At 72.7% G+C, this 16,934-nt stretch carries 15 protein-coding genes; 6 read left to right on the top strand and 9 right to left on the bottom strand.

Features of this window, described 5'->3' with window-relative positions; genetic code table 11:
- The first annotated feature begins 99 nt into the window (after positions 1-99).
- Both ACLQ3F_RS12190 and ACLQ3F_RS12185 read left to right on the top strand, forming a co-directional pair.
- Entirely contained in the window at positions 100-951 is an 852-nt protein-coding gene (locus ACLQ3F_RS12190; protein WP_425848661.1) for a serine hydrolase, read from the top strand.
- A 75-nt stretch (positions 952-1,026) separates the two neighbouring features.
- A complete protein-coding gene (locus ACLQ3F_RS12185) occupies positions 1,027-1,728 on the top strand; it encodes a lysoplasmalogenase (protein WP_425848660.1) in 702 nt (233 codons plus the stop codon).
- Here ACLQ3F_RS12185 and ACLQ3F_RS12180 read toward each other — a convergent pair.
- A complete protein-coding gene (locus ACLQ3F_RS12180; RefSeq protein WP_425848659.1) occupies positions 1,697-2,494 on the bottom strand; it encodes a tyrosine-protein phosphatase in 798 nt (265 codons plus the stop codon). The two genes, ACLQ3F_RS12185 and ACLQ3F_RS12180, sit on opposite strands and share 32 nt — an antisense overlap.
- 44 nt (positions 2,495-2,538) lie before the next feature.
- Between ACLQ3F_RS12180 and ACLQ3F_RS12175 the strand changes: the two genes are divergently transcribed.
- Together ACLQ3F_RS12175 and ACLQ3F_RS12170 are read left to right on the top strand one after the other, a co-directional pair.
- A complete protein-coding gene (locus ACLQ3F_RS12175) occupies positions 2,539-3,636 on the top strand; it encodes a mandelate racemase/muconate lactonizing enzyme family protein (protein WP_357200521.1) in 1,098 nt (365 codons plus the stop codon).
- Between the two features lie 59 nt (positions 3,637-3,695).
- Positions 3,696-4,619, top strand: a complete 924-nt coding sequence (locus ACLQ3F_RS12170) for an NlpC/P60 family protein (RefSeq protein WP_425848658.1) — start codon at positions 3,696-3,698, stop codon at positions 4,617-4,619.
- 109 nt (positions 4,620-4,728) lie between these two features.
- On the opposite strand, the gene ACLQ3F_RS12165 is transcribed toward ACLQ3F_RS12170, so the two are convergent.
- The 3 genes from ACLQ3F_RS12165 to pnuC all read right to left on the bottom strand — a co-directional run bounded on the left by ACLQ3F_RS12165 (position 4,729) and on the right by pnuC (position 7,821).
- On the bottom strand, positions 4,729-5,727 hold the full coding sequence (locus ACLQ3F_RS12165; RefSeq protein WP_425848657.1) for a TerC family protein: 999 nt from the start codon (positions 5,725-5,727) through the stop codon (positions 4,729-4,731).
- Between the two features lie 316 nt (positions 5,728-6,043).
- A complete protein-coding gene (locus tag ACLQ3F_RS12160; protein ID WP_425848655.1) occupies positions 6,044-7,168 on the bottom strand; it encodes an AAA family ATPase in 1,125 nt (374 codons plus the stop codon).
- Positions 7,165-7,821: a nicotinamide riboside transporter PnuC gene (gene pnuC / locus ACLQ3F_RS12155; RefSeq protein WP_425848652.1), complete on the bottom strand. Its 657-nt coding sequence runs from the start codon at positions 7,819-7,821 to the stop codon at positions 7,165-7,167. Before pnuC ends, ACLQ3F_RS12160 begins: the two co-directional genes overlap by 4 nt.
- 117 nt (positions 7,822-7,938) lie before the next feature.
- Between pnuC and ACLQ3F_RS12150 the strand changes: the two genes are divergently transcribed.
- On the top strand, positions 7,939-8,232 hold the full coding sequence (locus tag ACLQ3F_RS12150) for an antibiotic biosynthesis monooxygenase family protein (protein ID WP_357200510.1): 294 nt from the start codon (positions 7,939-7,941) through the stop codon (positions 8,230-8,232).
- A gap of 121 nt (positions 8,233-8,353) precedes the next feature.
- On the opposite strand, the gene ACLQ3F_RS12145 is transcribed toward ACLQ3F_RS12150, so the two are convergent.
- The 4 genes from ACLQ3F_RS12145 to uvrB all read right to left on the bottom strand — a co-directional run bounded on the left by ACLQ3F_RS12145 (position 8,354) and on the right by uvrB (position 12,867).
- On the bottom strand, positions 8,354-9,211 hold the full coding sequence (locus tag ACLQ3F_RS12145; protein ID WP_355010259.1) for a helix-turn-helix domain-containing protein: 858 nt from the start codon (positions 9,209-9,211) through the stop codon (positions 8,354-8,356).
- A gap of 196 nt (positions 9,212-9,407) precedes the next feature.
- Complete coding sequence (locus ACLQ3F_RS12140) at positions 9,408-9,776, bottom strand: VOC family protein (protein WP_425848649.1); 369 nt, start codon at positions 9,774-9,776, stop codon at positions 9,408-9,410.
- Positions 9,777-9,866: 90 nt separating this feature from the next.
- Positions 9,867-10,676: a helix-turn-helix domain-containing protein gene (locus ACLQ3F_RS12135; protein WP_425848648.1), complete on the bottom strand. Its 810-nt coding sequence runs from the start codon at positions 10,674-10,676 to the stop codon at positions 9,867-9,869.
- Between the two features lie 82 nt (positions 10,677-10,758).
- Positions 10,759-12,867 (bottom strand): excinuclease ABC subunit UvrB, encoded by a 2,109-nt coding sequence (gene uvrB / locus ACLQ3F_RS12130; protein ID WP_355010256.1) that lies wholly within the window; start codon positions 12,865-12,867, stop codon positions 10,759-10,761.
- A 206-nt stretch (positions 12,868-13,073) separates the two neighbouring features.
- Between uvrB and ACLQ3F_RS12125 the strand changes: the two genes are divergently transcribed.
- Positions 13,074-15,056, top strand: coding sequence for a hypothetical protein (locus ACLQ3F_RS12125; RefSeq protein ID WP_425848645.1), 1,983 nt, complete (start codon positions 13,074-13,076; stop codon positions 15,054-15,056).
- A gap of 8 nt (positions 15,057-15,064) precedes the next feature.
- Here ACLQ3F_RS12125 and coaE read toward each other — a convergent pair whose 3' ends face one another.
- Positions 15,065-16,246 (bottom strand): dephospho-CoA kinase, encoded by a 1,182-nt coding sequence (gene coaE, locus ACLQ3F_RS12120; RefSeq protein WP_425848643.1) that lies wholly within the window; start codon positions 16,244-16,246, stop codon positions 15,065-15,067.
- Between the last annotated feature and the right edge of the window lie 688 nt (positions 16,247-16,934).

The following is a 16,934-nucleotide window of genomic DNA, read 5'->3' as shown; positions in this document are numbered from 1 at the left end:
GCACCGGGCGCGTCGACCGCTCGCGGTCGGCGCGCCCGGTCGCTTTCCCCCCGACGGGTACGCGAGCCCACCCGCACCTGATCCGCTACGGTCACCGGCATGACCTGGGATGATCTCGACGCCCACCTGGACAGGGTGCCCGGCACCGTCTCCGCGTACGTGGGGCGCCTCGACGCGCCGCCGACCTGGACCCGCCACGCGGACGCCGGCCACTACGCGGCGAGCACCATGAAGGTGGCGGTGCTCGCCGCGCTGCACCGCGCCGCCGAGGCCGGCACCCTGGACCTGGACGCCCCGGTCCCGGTCGTCAACGACTTCGCCTCCGCCCGGCCCGGCGCACCCCGCTTCGCCAACGCGCAGCCCTACGACAACGACGACGCGGTCTGGGACCGCATCGGCGGCACCGCGACGCTGCGCTGGCTGGCCGACCGCATGATCGTGCGCTCCAGCAATCTCGCCACCAACCTTGTCCTCGGCCACGTCGGGCTGCCCGCGGTCGCCGAGGTCTGGGCGCTCGCCGGCGCCCGCAACAGCGTCACCGGCCGCGGCATCGAGGACTTCGCCGCCCGCGAGGCCGGCATCACCAACACGGTCACCGCCGCCGACCTGGCCGCCCTGCTCGGCGCACTGGGCACCGGGGCCGACACCCCCGGCCCAGTCGCCTCACCGGCGGCCTGCACCGCCATGCTGGACGTCCTGCTCGCCCAGGAACACCGCGAGGACCTCGCCGCCGGCCTGCCCACTGGCACCCGCATCGCGCACAAGAACGGTTGGGTACGCGGCGTCCGCCACGCCGCCGGCGTGGTGCTGCCCGACGACGCCCCGCCGTACCTGATCGCCGTCTGCACCACCACCGACCTGGCCGACGGCGACGACCAGGTGGAGGACGACGCCTGCCTGCTGCTCGCGCACATCTCGGCGCAGGTCTGGGCCGCCCGCCACCACCTCTGACCCGACAGCCTCGGCGGTGATGCCAGCGCCGCCGACTGCGGCTACGCTGCTCGCACCCCCACCCCGGAGCCGCCGATGCCCCGCAGTCGTACCGTGCTGATCGCCTTCCTCGTCGTGACGGCCGCGAACCTGCTGGCCAACGCCACCGGCGGCGGCCTGGCCTTCCTGCTCACCAAGCCGCTGCTGATGCCGCTGCTGGCCGCGTACCTCTGGCGGGTCAGCGCCGAACGCGCGGCCCGACCGGACCGGCTGCTGCTCGCTGCGCTGGCCTTCGCCACCGGCGGCGACATCGCCCTGATGTTCGACGGCACCGGCTGGTTCCTCGCCGGGATGGCCAGCTTCCTCGGCACGCACCTCTGCTACCTCGCGGCCTTCACCCGACGCGGCGCCGCGACCGCGCTGCGCCGTACGCCGCTGGTCGCCGTCCCCCTGGGGTACGCGGCGCTGACCGTCATCGCGCTGACCTGGATGTGGGCCGGGCTCTCCGATGCCGGGCTGGCCGTACCGGTGGCCGGTTACGCGATCGCGCTGGCCGCCATGGCCAGCGCCGCCGCCACCCAGGGCTGGCGGGTCGGTGTCGGCGCGGCGCTCTTCCTCGGCTCCGACCTGCTGATCGCCGCCGGGGTGGCCGAGGTGGCCCAACCACCCGGCGCGCCGGTGCTGGTCATGGCGACCTACGCCGCCGGCCAGGCACTGATCGTCACCGGCTGCGCCGCCCGCGCCGGCACACCCACCGACGCGCCGGTCACTCCAGCAACTGCGCCCGCAACGCCCTGAGGTCGGAGTCGGTGAGCCCCAGCCCGTCGCGCAGGTACGCGTCGAACGAGCCGTGCACCCGACGCACCTCGGCGTAACCGGCGTCGAGATACTCGGCGCGGACCTCCAGCACCGGCACCACCACGTCGACGTCCAGCTCGGGATTCCGCCGACGCATCGCCTCGACGATCACCGCCCGCAGGCTGTCGGTCAGCTCGTTGTTGCGCAGGTAGTCGGCGCGAACGGCAGCCTCGTCCACCCCGAGCGCCGTCAACAGGATGACGGTCAGCCAACCGGTGCGGTCCTTGCCGGCGGAGCAGTGGTAGAGCAGCGGCAGATTTTCCGGGCGGGACGCCAGCCGCACCGCCTCGGCGAAACCGACCCGCGCCGACTCACCGGTGACGAACCAGCGGTAGATCGCCTCCATCGCTCCCGCCGTGCCCTGCCGGGCCAGCTCGGCGTACGCGTTCAGGTCGTGTCCGAGCAGCACCGCCGAGACGTACGTGAAGACCGGGTGCTCCGCGTCGTGCACCGGCAGGCGCACCACCCGTGGTTCACCGGCGAAGCGGTCCTCCGGCGCGACCGCGATTTCCGAGGCGTCGCGCAGATCCACCACGCACGCGGGCCCCAGCTTCGCCAGGACCGGCAGGTCCTCGTCGGTCAGCCGACCCAGAGCCGGAGTGCGGATCAACTGGCCGACCCGGACCCTCCGCCCGTCCGCGCCGACGAGCCCGCCCAGGTCACGCGCGTTCGGCGCACCCACCAACTCCCAGCCCTGCCCGGTCATGCGGTCTCCCCTCCGAAGGTGAACCTCCGTATAGGGTGCCTGACATGACGATCTCGGCGGTACGCACCCACCGGGTTTCCGCCCCCTTACACACCCCGTTCGTCACCGCGCTACGTCGCACCACCACAGTGGACACCCTGGTCGTCGAACTCGTCGACAGCGACGGCCGGTCCGGCTTCGGTGAGGCGCCGCAGGTCTGGCAGGTCACCGGCGCGTCGGTCGCCGGGGCGCAGGCGTGCGTCCGCGAGCTGCTCGGCCCACGGCTGATCGGCCGTGACCCGGACGACCTGGTGACCCGGTGCGCCGAGGTGCAGCGCGCCGTGGTCGGCAACGAGGCCGCGAAGGCGGCGGTGGACGTCGCCCTGCACGACCTCGCCGCGCGGCGACTGGGCGTACCCCTGGTGCGGTTGCTCGGGGGCACCACGCTGCGGGTCCCGACGGACGTCACCCTCGCCGCAGGCGACGCGGTGGACCTGGCGACCGCGGCACGGCAGCGCCAGGCCGACGGCTTCGGCGTGCTCAAGTTGAAGGTCGGCACCGACGCGGCCGGTGACCTGGACCGGGTACGCGCGGTCCGGGCGGCCGTCGGCCCCGGCACCCGGATCCGGCTGGACGCCAACCAGGGCTGGACGCCCCGGGAGGCGGTCCGGGTGATCCGCGGCATCGAGGACGCCGGGCTCGACGTGGAGTTGGTCGAGCAGCCGGTGGCCCGCTGGGACCTGGACGGGCTGGCCTGGGTCAGCGACCGGGTGTCCGTGCCGATCCTGGCCGACGAGGCGGTCTTCGGGGTGCGTGACCTGGTGGAGGTGATCCGCCGCCGGGCCGCCGACCTGGTCAACGTCAAACTGGCCAAGTGCGGTGGCCTGCACCCGGCCCGCACCCTCCTCGACCTGGCCTCCGCGCACGGCCTCGGCACTGTGGTCGGCTCGATGATGGAGAGCCAGGTCGGCATCGGGGCGGCCGCGAGCCTGGTCGCCGCGTACGGCACCACAGCGGTTCCCGACCTGGACGCCGCCTGGTGGCTGGCCTGGTCACCGGTGCAGGGCGGCATCCGTTACGACGGGGCGACGGTGGTTCTGCCGGATGCCCCTGGCCTGGGCATCTCCGGCCTCGCTGAAGCAAAAGTGCAGGCCCATGGTTGATGGCTGTCGGTTTCTTTCATAGGGTTCCCCTGGACAGCCGACACGATCTGGGGGTTGACGTGGAGCTGCAACCGGGCCGCGAGGCCGTCGTCCGGGTCGCCGTGGCGACGCTGTGGACCTCCCCCGAGGCCGTCCGCCCGGTCGACCGTCCGGCGCTGACCGCCGGCGTCGACATCCCGACCTGGGTCTCCGGGATGGACACCGACCAGCAGGTCGGCGACTGCGTGCTGAGCCAACTCCTGCTCGGCGAACGGGTCCTCGTCAGTGAGGTACGCCCGGACGGCTGGGCCCGGGTCGTCGCCGTCGAACAACCAGCGGCCAAGCTGGATCCCCGCGGCTACCCGGGGTGGCTTCCCGCCGAGCAGTTGGCCGTTCTCGACCCGACCCACACCGGCACCGACCACCCGCTGGTGGTGGACGCCACGGTCACCGGTCTGCACGCCGCCCCGAACGGGCCGGTGGTGCTGCCCGGCGTCGTCGTCGGCACCCGGCTCGTCCCGGCCGGCCCCGCGCTCGACGACTGGCGGCCGGTGCACGTCCCCGGTCGGGCCACCCCGCTCTGGCTGCCCGACCGCCACCTCGTGTCGTCGGCGGTCGCGTCGCCGGCCGCCGCGCAGGCGCTCGCGGTGGCACAGCGCCTGCTGGACGTGGTCTACATCTGGGGCGGTCTCTCCGCGCACGGCATCGACTGCTCAGGGCTGGTGCATCTGGCCTGGCGGCGGTTCGGGGTGCTGCTGCCCCGCGACGCCGACGATCAGGCGGTGGCCACCACCCCACTGTCGTTGGGCGCGGAACGCCCCGGCGATCTCTACTTCTTCGCCCGACCGGGCCGCAGGATCCACCACATCGGCATCGTCACCGCCGCTCCGAGCGACGGCGGCCAGCGTCGGATGCTGCACGCCTGCTACCGGCGGCGGCGGGTCATCGAAGAGGAACTGCCGGCAGACCGGACCGCCACACTGGTGGGCGCGCACCGGGTCTAGGGCCTGTCTCGGTCGACCCGAGCCGGAGCCCAGGCATCTGGGCCCGGCGCAGGCCGGCCAGCACTTCCGACACCGGCCGGGCGCCTGTCGGCACCCGGCCGGTGACCGGTCAGCGTCGGGCGTCGGCCAACTCGCGACGCCGGTCTCGGGAGGACTTCACCAGGCTCGCGGCGGTGGCGATGCCCAGGGTGCCGATGATGACCAGCAGCGACAACCAGATCGGGATGTGCGGCGCCCAGCCGACGTGCTCGCCACCGTTGATGAACGGCAGGTTGTTGTCGGCCAGTGCCTCCAGCACCAGCTTGACACCGATGAACCCGAGCACGACGGCCAGGCCGTAGCTCAGGTAGATCAGCCGGTCCAGCAGGCCACCGAGCAGGAAGTAGAGCTGCCGGAGGCCCATCAGCGCGAAGACGTTAGCGGTGAAGACCAGGTACGGCTCCTGGGTGATGCCGAAGATCGCTGGGATCGAGTCCAACGCGAAGATCAGGTCGGTGGTGCCGATCGCGATCATCACGATCAACATCGGGGTGAACAGCCGCTTGCCGGCCACCTGGGTGGTCAGCTTCGCGCCGTCGTAGTCCTTCGAGATCGGCAACGCCTTGCGGCTCCACCGGATCAGTACGTTCTCGGAGAACTCGTCCTCGTCCGGCTCACCCTGCCGGGCCAGGTTCACCGCGGTGTAGATCAGGAACGCGCCGAAGATGTAGAAGACCCAGGAGAACTGCGTGATCAGCGCCGCACCCGCGGCGATGAACCCGCCGCGCATCACCAGCGCCAGCACGATGCCGACGAGCAGCACCTTCTGCTGGTACTGCCGAGGCACCCCGAAGCGCGCCATGATGATCACGAAGACGAAGAGGTTGTCCACCGAGAGGCTGTACTCGGTGAGCCAGCCGGTGTAGAACTGGCCGGCCGCGCTGGCCCCCGAGGTCAGCCAGACACCCACACCGAAGAGCAGGGCGAGGCCGACGTAGAAGGCGACCCAGAGGCTCGACTCCCGCACACTCGGCTCGTGCGGGCGCCGACCGATGATCAACAGATCGACGAGCAGGACCGCAGTCAGTGCGACAAGCGTCCCCGCCCACACCAATCCGGACACGTCCAACGTTCATTCCTCCGGCAGACACGCGGCGTCGGGCACACCGTACGCCCCTGCGGGAGCCGGCGTGCCGCTGTCGCTCACTCTGGTGACTGTCGGAGGTCTCTTCCGCCGCCGCCCCTGGGGGCGGCGACCTACGGGGCCGGGTCGGGCGCCGTGGTTCCGGCGATCGACCGTGCTGACGACTCCGTTGCGGGGGAATACTCCCCTCCTCAATGACCATTGTTGCCCACCACGCCCCGTGATCACACCCCGGGCACCCGGTGGCGCCAGACACCACTCGATGCGTCCCACCGCACACCCGCTAGGGCTTCCTAGGAGGCTAGTGCACGTCGGGTGCGGCGATCGGGTCGGCGAGCGACCAGCCGGCAGCGAGCAGGTCGTCGCAGGCCCGCACCGCCGCGGCCAACCGGTCGGCGTGCGGCCCGGTCAACTCCACCACCGGCACGCCACACCCGGCCAGCTCGGCCCGGAAACGCTCGGTCATCCAGGCCCGCAGGTGCTCACCGTCGCGCAGCCCGTCATCCGTGAACGGCACCCCCCGGTGATCCGTCAGCAGATACAGCGCCGGCCTGCGGGCCGCCACCCGTACCTCCTCGGAAGCGCTGCCCAGGTAGCGCTCCTCCCACACCGCCGTCGCCCGCGCGTCGGTGTCGCAAACCAGCAGCGGCCCGCTCGTCCGGGCCGCCGCGTCCTCGGCCGCCTGCTGCTCGCGCACCACCGCGCGGAAGTCGTCCCGGTCCCAGGTGACGTCGAAGACGGTCGCCTCCGGCGCTCGTTCCCGCAGCCGGGCCAGCTTGCGAGCGGTCAACTCCCGGCCGTACTCCGGCACCCAGGACGTGCCGTAGTGCCCGGCGAGCGCCGCCGCCATCGTCGTGGTCCCGGTCGACTCGGCCCCGACCAGCACCACCCGCCGGGCGAACCACGCCCGCACCGGCGGGCTCAGCCACCGCCAGTGACCCGCCGGGTCCGCGCGCACGGCCGTCCCGGACACCGGCACGGTCCGCCGGTCCGGATCAACCGACACGGGTACGGCGTGGAAGCGGCGCGCCAGCTCGACGCCGTACGCCTCGGAGGAGAAGACCGCGTCCACCGACACCGACCCGACCGCCTCGCGGAACACCGCGCAGTGCGCGTCCCAGACCGCCGGATCGGCGTAGTCCACCGGGTGGTCGTCGTACCGGCCGACGACGCGGACCCACGGCGTGTCCGCGTGCACCTCGCGCAGCCAGTCGAGGCGCAGCGGAAGCGGAATGGACTCCCGACGCGAGGGCGCCACGACGACGGTCACCTCGGCGCAGCGGGCGGCGGCGGCCCGGATCAGCGCGTGGTGCCCGGCGTGCGGCGGATAGAACTTGCCCACCACCATCCCGTGCCCGAACTCGGCGGTGGACCGACGTGCCGGCCCGCGTGGTGCCGGCGGCCGGCCGGATGTCGCGGGGTTCACGCGGTGACCGGGGCCGGGCCCGGCGGAACCGCGCTCGGCCGGTCGGCCCCACGCAGATCGGCGCGCCAGGCCCGCAACCCGAGCATGCACAGGGCGAGGAAGACGAGGTAGAGCACGGCCGTCAGGTGCAGCCCCTTGTACGCGTACAGCGGGATGTAGATCAGGTCGGCGGCGATCCAGAGCCACCAGCTCTCCACCCGCTTTCGGGTCTGCCCGTACGTCGCCAGCAGGGACAGCGCCGTGGTCAACGCGTCCGGCAGCGGCACTGTCGAGTCGGTGGCCCGGTCCAGCAGGACCCAGAGCGCCCCGGTGAGCAGCAGCCCGGCGGCGGCCAGCCCCAGCCACTCCCGCCGCCCCGTCCGGCTGACAGTGAGCCGGGTACGCCGCTCGCCCCCGAACAGCCAGTGCCACCAGCCGTAGCAGCCGAGCGCGACGTAGACGACCTGGAGCCCCGCGTCGGCGTACAGCCCGGCGGTCCAGAACAGCACCATGAGCAGCAGCACGTTGGCGATGCCGATCGGCCAGTTGGCGATCTTCTGCCGGGCCACCAACCACACGTTGAGCACACCGGTCCCGAACCCCAGCAGCTCCGCCCAGGTGGTGCCCGTCCCGGCCACCCGAAACGCGGTGCCGGTGAGCCAGTCGATGATCACGAGGCCACCCTAGGGTCCGTGTCAACGCCCTCTGTCGAGCCGAGGCGGAGTCCAGGCAGTGGTCCGGCACGGACCCGCGACACCGACCGGCCCGACCGCCGTGGGAGGCTGTCCGACATGGTGCTTGAGGTCGCGTTGATCGACGTACTACCCGGACACGAGGACGCATTCGCCGCCGCGTACGCCGAGGGTCACCCGGTGCTCGCCGGAGCGACCGGCTGCCGGTCCGTGCGGATGACCCGAGGAATCGAGTCACCGACCCGGTTCGTGCTGCTCGTCGAATGGGACTCGGTCGAGGCGCACGAGAACAACTTCCGGGCCACCGAACGGTTCGACGCGTGGCGGGCGCTGATCGGGCCGCACTTCGCGGGACCGCCCATTGTCGAACACTTCCTCGACGTACCGGCCTGAGCCGAGCTGTCGTACCCCGCGGTTATCGTGCCGGGCGCACGCGCCGGCCGCCGGCCCCGACGGGCTCGGGGGCGCCGGGTCCGGTGGCCGCGCGGCGCGTCACCGTCGGCACAAGCAACCCTCACTCGCCGACACGGCGGGCCAGCACGGTGACCGTCTCCTCCGGTGACAGCGCCGCGGCCAGCAGCGCCGCTGTCATCCGCTCGTAGCGGTCGACGTCGAGCACGGTGGCCAACCGGACGTCGGTGGTCAACGCCTCGAGCATGACAGTGCGCGGGTCCGCCGGGTCGGGAAAGGCGTAGCAGGAATACGGTGTGAGCGGATGCAGCCCGCCACCGGCCGCTCCGCGTGGCAACAACCGCACCGTCACGTGGGACAGGCCGGTCACGGCGACCAGGTGACGCAACTGTTCACGCCAGACCGCCACCGGCAGGTCACCCGGGTCGCAGACGGCCTCGGCGAGCACCGCCGTGTAGCGCGGCGGGTAGGCCCGCCGAAGCACCTCCTGCCGCAGTGCCCGCGCGCGCACCTCGGCCTCCACATCGACGTCCGGCGTGAGCTGGACGCCGGCGCTGACCAACACCCGGGCGTACGCGGGCGTCTGGAGCAGCCCCGGCACCACCGATGGCTGGTACTCGACGATGTCGGCGGCGCCCGCCTCCAACTCGGCGTAGGTGCGCTGCCGTTCGCTCATCTCGCCCAGCGTCTTCCACCAGCCTCGGCTGGTCGCCGCGTCCCGGGCGATGACGATCAGCGCCTCCCGCGCGGGCGTGGGCACCTTGTAGACGTCCAGCAGGTCGAGCACGTCGGCGAGGTCCGGGCGACTCTGACCCAGCTCGATGCGGGACAGCTTCGACGTCGAGGCCCAGCCCAGCCGGTCGCAGACCTGCTCCAGGGTCAGCGACTCGCGCCGACGGAGTTGGCGCAGCTCTGCGCCGAGACGTGCACGTCGAATGACAGGACTTGTTGGCAGCGGCATCCCGGCCTCCCCACCGAGGGAGACTACGCAGGACGATCACCCAGTGCAATAGCTCGCTCGCGCACCGCAATCAGGGTATTCGACGCCGCTGGCCGGACCGGCTCGCCGGAGCAGATCGTTTCCGCAGGTCAGCGCGGTTGCGGGTCGCGAAGGCTGGTCCCGGCGGGCCGTCCGTCCCCGATCGGCGTGGCCGGACTCAGGGTCGGTAGGTGCCGAAGGACCAGACGTAACCGGCCAGATCGCGGGCCGCGTAGTCACGGGAGCCGTAGTCGGTGTCGAACGGCTCGCGGATGATCTCGGCGCCGGCCGCGCGGGCCTGGGCGCAGTGGGCGTCGACGTCCGGCACGGCCACGTAGACCGACCAGCCGTCGTCGGCCGGCCGGGGCGGGGCGTCGGCCCGACCACTCAGCATGATCATGCCAGTGTCGAGGACCAGCTCGGCGTGCGCGACCGCACCGTCCGGTGCCTCGTGCACGGCGTGCACCCGGAAACCGAAGGCGGCACCGAGCCAGTCGATCGCGGCGCGGGGATCGGGATAACGGAAGATCGGATAGATGGTTCGCATGACCCGATTCTGCGGCCGGTGGCGCGGCTCCGGATTGGACGAATGTGACCTCGGCGGGTCGCCGAACCGGCTCGGGTCGGCCGGCGGCCGTCAGCGGCCGGAGAGCAGCGCGGCCGGCGTGGCCCCCGCGAACTCGTGGAAGTCCCGAATCAGGTGGGACTGGTCGTAGTAACCGCAGCCCGCCGCCACGGCGGCCCAGTCGACTCCCCGCCCGGCCTCGCCGGCCTGGGTCGACGCGGCCTGAGCCTGCTGGAAACGCAGCAGCCGGGCGGCCATCTTGGGCGGCAGCCCGACCTCCTGCCGGAATCGGGACGCGAGGTGCCGGCGGCTCCAGCCCAACTCGTCGGCGAGCACACCGACGCTCCCCCGCCCACCGCTGGCGGCCAGCCACCGCCACGCCCAGTCGAGCCGCGGGTCCACCGGCGGGGACGCCGACAGCCGGGCGGCGAGCACCCGGTCGAGGAGGTCGAACCGCTCCGACCAGCCGCTGGCCTCGGCGAGCCGGTCGCGCAGCCGATCCAGCCAACGGCCCGGGAGCTGCCCGACGCCGACGGCCCGATTGGTCAGCTCACCCAGGGGCAGATCGAGAAGCCGGCGGGCGGCCAGGGGGGCGAGCAGCAACTGGACGCCCTCCCCCACGCCCACGGTGCGCGTGGTGCACCAACTGTCGAAAGTGCCGGCCACGAACGAGTCGACAGCGGTGACACCACGCTCGGCGCTACGGCGGTCGGTCACGTCCAGCGGAGCGCCCCAACCCAGTATCAGCACCACGAAGACGCCCGCCGACTCCCGGCGGACCAGTGGCACGTCCGCCCGTTCCCGGTAGCCCACGTACCTGTCGACGAACGGACGCAGGCTGGCGTCGGGCAGCCCGAAGACCATCTCGCCGATCTGCGCCACCGCCGTCAACAGTGCCCGCCCTTCGCGTGCCCCGGTCGGCCGAGCCCGAGCGGTGCGCTGGGCGGGGCCGACCGGGTGGCCGTCACTTCACGCCGGCGGCGTCCATGCCGCGCAGCTCCTTCTTCAGGTCGGAGACCTCGTCGCGGATCCGGGCCGCCAACTCGAACTGGAGCTCGCGGGCGGCAGCCAGCATCTGGTCGTTGAGCTCCTGGATGAGCTGGGCGAGGTCGGCGCGGGCCATCCCCTCCCGTGAGGTGACGGTCGCGGCGGACCGGCTACGGCTGCGGGTCTCCTTGACCGGCGCCTTGCCTCGGGAAAGCTGACGCACCGCGCCGCCGACCCGGGAGTTTTCGGTGTCCTCCGCCTCGCGGTAGATGTCGTCCAGGATGTCGTGGATCTTCTTACGCAGCGGCTCCGGGCTGATGCCGTGCGCCTCGTTGTGCGCGATCTGCTTGGCCCGACGCCGATCGGTCTCGTCGATCGCCGCCGCCATCGACGGGGTGATCTTGTCGGCGTACATGTGCACCTGGCCGGAGACGTTACGGGCGGCCCGCCCGATGGTCTGGATCAGCGACCGGCCGCTGCGCAGGAAGCCTTCCTTGTCGGCGTCGAGGATCGCCACCAGCGACACCTCGGGCAGGTCCAGACCTTCGCGGAGCAGGTTGATGCCGACGAGCACGTCGTAGTCACCCTTGCGAAGCTCACGCAGCAGCTCCACCCGGCGCAACGTGTCGACCTCCGAGTGCAGGTAACGCACCCGGATGCCGTTCTCCAGGAGGTAGTCGGACAGGTCCTCGGCCATCTTCTTGGTCAGCGTGGTGACCAGCACCCGCTCGTCCCGGTCGGTCCGCAGCTTGATCTCGTGCATCAGGTCGTCGATCTGGCCCTTGGTCGGCTTGATCACGACCTCCGGGTCGACCAGACCGGTGGGTCGGATCACCTGCTCGACGAACTCGCCCTGAGCCTGCTCCATCTCCCAGGTGCCGGGGGTCGCGGAGAGGTAGACCATCTGGCCGACCCGCTCCAGGAACTCGTCGAAGCGCAGCGGCCGGTTGTCGGCAGCGCTGGGCAGCCGGAAGCCGTGGTCGATGAGCATCCGCTTGCGGGACGCGTCGCCCTCGTACATGCCGCCGATCTGCGGAATGGTCACGTGCGACTCGTCGACCACCGTGAGGAAGTCGTCGGGGAAGTAGTCGAGCAGGGCGTGCGGCGGGCTGCCGGGCAGCCGCCCGTCCATGTGCATCGAGTAGTTCTCGATGCCGGAGCAGAAGCCCACCTGCCGCATCATCTCGATGTCGTAGGTGGTGCGCATCCGCAGCCGCTGCGCCTCCAGCAGCTTGCCCTGCCGCTCCAGCTCGGCGAGGCGCTCGGCCAGCTCGACCTCAATGTCACGGATCGCCCGTTCCATCCGCTCCGGGCCGGCCGCGTAGTGGGTGGCCGGGAAGATCACCAGCTGGTCGACCTCGCGGACCACGTCACCGGTCAACGGGTTGAGGTAGTAGAGCTTCTCCACCTCGTCACCGAACAGCTCGATCCGGATCGCCAGCTCCTCGTACGCCGGGATGATCTCCAGCGTGTCGCCGCGAACCCGGAAGGTGCCCCGCTGGAAGGCCATGTCGTTGCGGGTGTACTGGATGTCGACCAGCCGGCGCAGCAACTGGTCGCGGTCGAGCTCCTGCCCGATCTGCACCTTCACCGCCCGGTTGAGGTACTCCTCCGGGGTGCCCAGGCCGTAGATCGCCGAGACGGTCGCCACCACGATCACGTCGCGGCGGGTGAGCAGCGACATCGTCGCCGAGTGCCGTAGCCGCTCCACCTCCTCGTTGATCGAGGAGTCCTTCTCGATGTAGGTGTCGGTCTGCGGGATGTACGCCTCGGGCTGGTAGTAGTCGTAGTACGAGACGAAGTATTCGACCGCGTTGTGCGGCAGCAGCTCGCTGAACTCCTTGGCCAGCTGTGCGCAGAGCGTCTTGTTCGGGGCGAGCACCAGGGTGGGGCGTTGCAGCCGCTCGATCAGCCACGCCGTGGTGGCGCTCTTGCCGGTGCCGGTCGCGCCGAGCAGCACCGTGTTGCGGTCGCCGCGCCGAACCCGGCGCTCAAGATCATCGATGGCCGCTGGTTGGTCGCCGGCCGGCTGGAAGTCACTGACGACCTGGAAGCGGCTGTCCAGCCGGGGAATGTCGAGCGCCATGCCATCAACGGTACGCCGGAGGTCCGACAGGAACGGCCGTCACGCCAGGTACGTGATCGGCTTCAATATTCCCATTGTGTGGCCCATGTCACCGGGACTACCCTCTTCATGTAGGCCGCTCGCGGCGGCCGACCGGGCCGGTGGCCAGGCCAACATCACGGCCGGTCGCCCCCGGCACTGCGGTCGCAGCACCCGGCTCGTCCGGCGTGCGCACCCGTGTGGTCGCGCTCGAGGCGCAGACCGGCCGCCGCGAGCGCCCCTGCTCGTCACCCCGGCGCCTCCCCGCCCGTTTCATCTCCGTGGACACCTCTCCGACCCCGGCGCCCGACACCGCCCGCACCGCCACACCCTCGCCCGACGACCCGAGCACCGGCAAGGGCCCGGCCAGTGGCAGCGGCAGCGGCAGCGGCAGCGGCCCGAGCACCGGCAAGAGCCCAAGCACCGGCAAGGTCACGGCCAGCGGCAAGGGCGCGGTCGGCGGCAGCGGGCGGCACCGCACCGGCCCGGCCGGCAACACTCCGGCGGCCGGGCGAACCGACGACGCCAGGAACACGTCCACGGCCAGCCGAACCACCGACACCGGTAACAGGCCCACAGCCGACCGGTCCGCTGGCGGCGCGCCCCGAGCCACCGCCGGCCACAGGACCAACGACACGCGGCGGGCCGCCGCCGAGCGAAGCCTCGCGGAGAACCGCGAGACCACCCGCAGCGGCGACACCCCGGACACCACAGACACCGCCGGGCCGCCCTCGGCCGGCCGTCGTCGGCGTACGGTGCTGCTGTTGCTCGGTCTGACGGCGGTGACGTCCGCGACGGCGCTGGTGCTCGGGCTGTTGAGCTGGGCGCCCGACCCGCCCGAGCCGGCCCGGCCGCTGACCCTGGCGGAAGGTGAGCGGCTGGCCGCCGTGCGGGTCACCAACCTGCGGGACCTGCGCGCCGGCGTACGGGTCACGGCCGGTACCGGCGCCGCCCGCCTCGAACTGGTGGGCTGGGTGGACTGGTCCCGGTCACTGCTCTACCTCGACGTGGGCGGGCCGGGAGCGGGTGCCGAACGCGGGCTGTTGCAGAAGAGCGGTCCGGTGCTGGTGATCCGGCCCGATCCGGCGGCGGTGCCCACTCCCGCCGCACCACCACTGATGCCCCCTACGGACCGGTGGCAGCTGCACCGACCGGCACCCGGGGCGCACCTGACACCGGTGCTCGACCTGCTCCTCGATCTCGCCGCCGACCGCCCCGACACCACGACCCGGACGGCACCGTCCGACGGGCCGCGCTGGATCGCCCGCGAGGCCGTCCCGGCCGGCCCACTGGACGTCATACAGGCACCACTGCCCAGCGGCACGCCAGCCGCCAGCACGACCATCGGCACCCCCAGCGCCGCGACGCCCGCCCCGGACGGACAGACCCGGTACTGGCTCGATCAGGACGCCCGCCTGCACAAGCTGGTAACCGTGCTGCCCGGCACCGGGCCGGTCACCATGATCTTCAACCGCGAGGACCGGCCGACACTACGACCGGTGGACGCGCTCGGCGGTCGCCCCGGTCTGCCCCGCGCGCTGACCGACGCCGAGCAACGTCGGCTCGACCGGCTGCCGACCCGGCTCCGCGCCCACGGCGGTGCCACCGTGACGCTGACCGCACCGATGGGCACTGAGACGAATCTGCGGGGCGCTGGCTGGTTGAGCTGGACCGCGCGCAGCGCGTACCTCGCGGTCGCCGACCTGGGCGTACCGGATCGCCGGACCCTGCTGCGCCGCGACGCCGCCGGCCTGGCCCGGGCGGACCTGCCCGCGGCCGACGGTGGCGGCGGCACCGCGGAGGCCCCGGCCCGGCCGCCGCTTCCGCCCCCGACCGGGGGGTGGCGCGTCTCCCGGTCCGCCCGAGACGACCTGAGTGTGCTGGTCGACGCCGCGATAGCCGCCGGGTCGGTCGGGCAGCGGGGCGTGGCCGTGCGGGTACGCGAGGACGTCATTGCCGGACGAACAGTGGACGTCATCGAGTCGGGCCCGGCCGACGCGCGGCTGCGTTACTGGCTCGACCGGGACGGGTCGCTCCGCCGGCTCGAGTTGCAGACCGACTCCGGCGCGTGGGCACACCTGGATCTCCAGCCCGCCGTCGTGCCCCGACTGGCTGCCAACCCTCGGCCCCCGGCCCCTCGACCTTCGGCCCCTCGGCCCGGTGCCCGCTGACCGATTCCTCAGGGACGCCAGCCGGTTTGCGCGGCCCACTGCTCGGCCCGCAGGTACTCCTCGTCGAACCACGGGTTGCGGCCCGTCCCGGAATCGCCGGCCACCGGGGCCGCGTCGATGAGATCCCGCTTGAGCAGCAGATACGTGGCTCGCTGATCCGGGTCGGCACGCAGGTGGTCGCGCATCAACAGCGCGTACCGCCAACCCGGCGAATCCGCCACCCGCACGTGCAGACGAACGGGGCGGGCCGGGTCCGCACTACCGTGCAACCGCTTCTCCCAGCGGCCCCTGCCGGCCGGACGCGGATCGTCCCACCACTGCCCCGGCACCCGTGGGAACCCGGCGCTCGCCAGCCGATCGGCCAACGGCCCGTCGGCGTCGGCGAGGCTGGCGACCGCCACCTGCACGTCGATGACGTTCTGCGTGGCCAGGCCGGGAACCGCCGTCGAACCGATGTGATCGATCCGGAGGGCACTCGAGCCGAGCGCGTGCTGGATCCGGGCGGCCAGCCGCGCGTACTGCTCCGGCCAGCTCGCGTCGGCCCAGGCCAACTCGGCCTCGTCGGGCGCGACCACCCGCCGCTGGCGCAGATTGTCCTCGTAGGGCACCAACCGCTGCTCCCAGAGCAGGTCGACGGCGTCGTGCAGCGCCGTCAGGCTCCCGTCGTTGGTCAGCACCACGTCCGCCGCCGCCCGGCGGCGGGCGTCGTCGGCCTGGGCGGCGATCCTCCGCTCGGCCTCCGCGCGACCCATCCCCCGGTCACGCGCCAGCCGCTGCAGTCGGGTCGCCACGGCCGTCTGCACCACGACCACCAGGTGGTACGTCGGCGCGAGACCCACCTCGACCAGCAGCGGTACGTCGTTGACGACTATCGCGTCGGGTGCCGCCGCGGCGGCCAGTTCCGCGGTGCGGGCCCGGACCCGGGGGTGGGTGATCGCCTCCAGCCGACGACGGGCGGTCTCGTCAGCGAACACCACCGCTCCCAGTGCGGCACGGTCCAGTGCGCCGTCGGCGTCCACCACCGCGTCGGAGAAGGCGGCGACGATCTCGGCCAGCCCGTCCGTACCCGGCGCCACCACCTCCCGGGCCACCCGGTCGGCGTCAATCAGCACCGCGCCCCGCTCGACGAGCCGCGCGGCCACCGAGCTCTTTCCTGACCCGATCCCGCCGGTCAACCCCACCCTCAGCACCCGCACAGTCAACCGGATCGACAAGCCCGCCGCCAACCCACCCACAGCCCGGCGACCTGGCCACCACCCCACCCCGGGACTCCGCCCGCGCCCGCTTCGACCGGCCCCCGCCGCACCCACACGGGCCACCTACGCACCGCACCCGCGTCCCGCATTTCCCACCCCACGCCCGCACCCCACACCCTCACCCCTGCCCGCGCCCGCACCCTTCCCCCGCGCCCCACGCCCGCGCCCGCGCCCGCGCCCGCGCCCGCGCCCGCGCCCGCGCCCGCGCCCGCGCCAAGATCACCGCAACATCAGGGATGTTGCTGCCTCCGACGCGCGCGAGACAGCAACAGCCCTGATGTTGTTGCGCGGATCAGGACGACGAACCCCGCCCTCGGAGACACCGGGAGCGGGGTTCGGGACGCCCACGACCGCCAAGATCGTGCTCGAACCAGGATGTAGTGGTCTACGGCGGTCGGGAGGCCCCTACATCATGGATCGAGCACGATCTTGGCGAGCTGGCGGGCCAGCGAGCGGGCGGGCCAGCGAGCGGGCGGGCCAGCGAGCGGGCGGGCCAGCGAGCGGGCGGGCCAGCGAGCGGGCGGGCGGTCGGCGGGGCGGCCGGGCGGTCGGCGGGGCGGCCGGGCGGTCGGCGGGGCGGCCGGGCGGTCGGCGGGGCGGTCGGGCGGGCGGCGGGGCGTAC

Origin of the sequence: Micromonospora sp. DT15 (genome assembly GCF_049841475.1) — a bacterium.
GTDB lineage: Bacteria > Actinomycetota > Actinomycetes > Mycobacteriales > Micromonosporaceae > Micromonospora.
The sequence above is the reverse complement of the archived record's forward strand: the minus strand, read 5'-3'. Positions and strand labels throughout refer to the sequence as shown.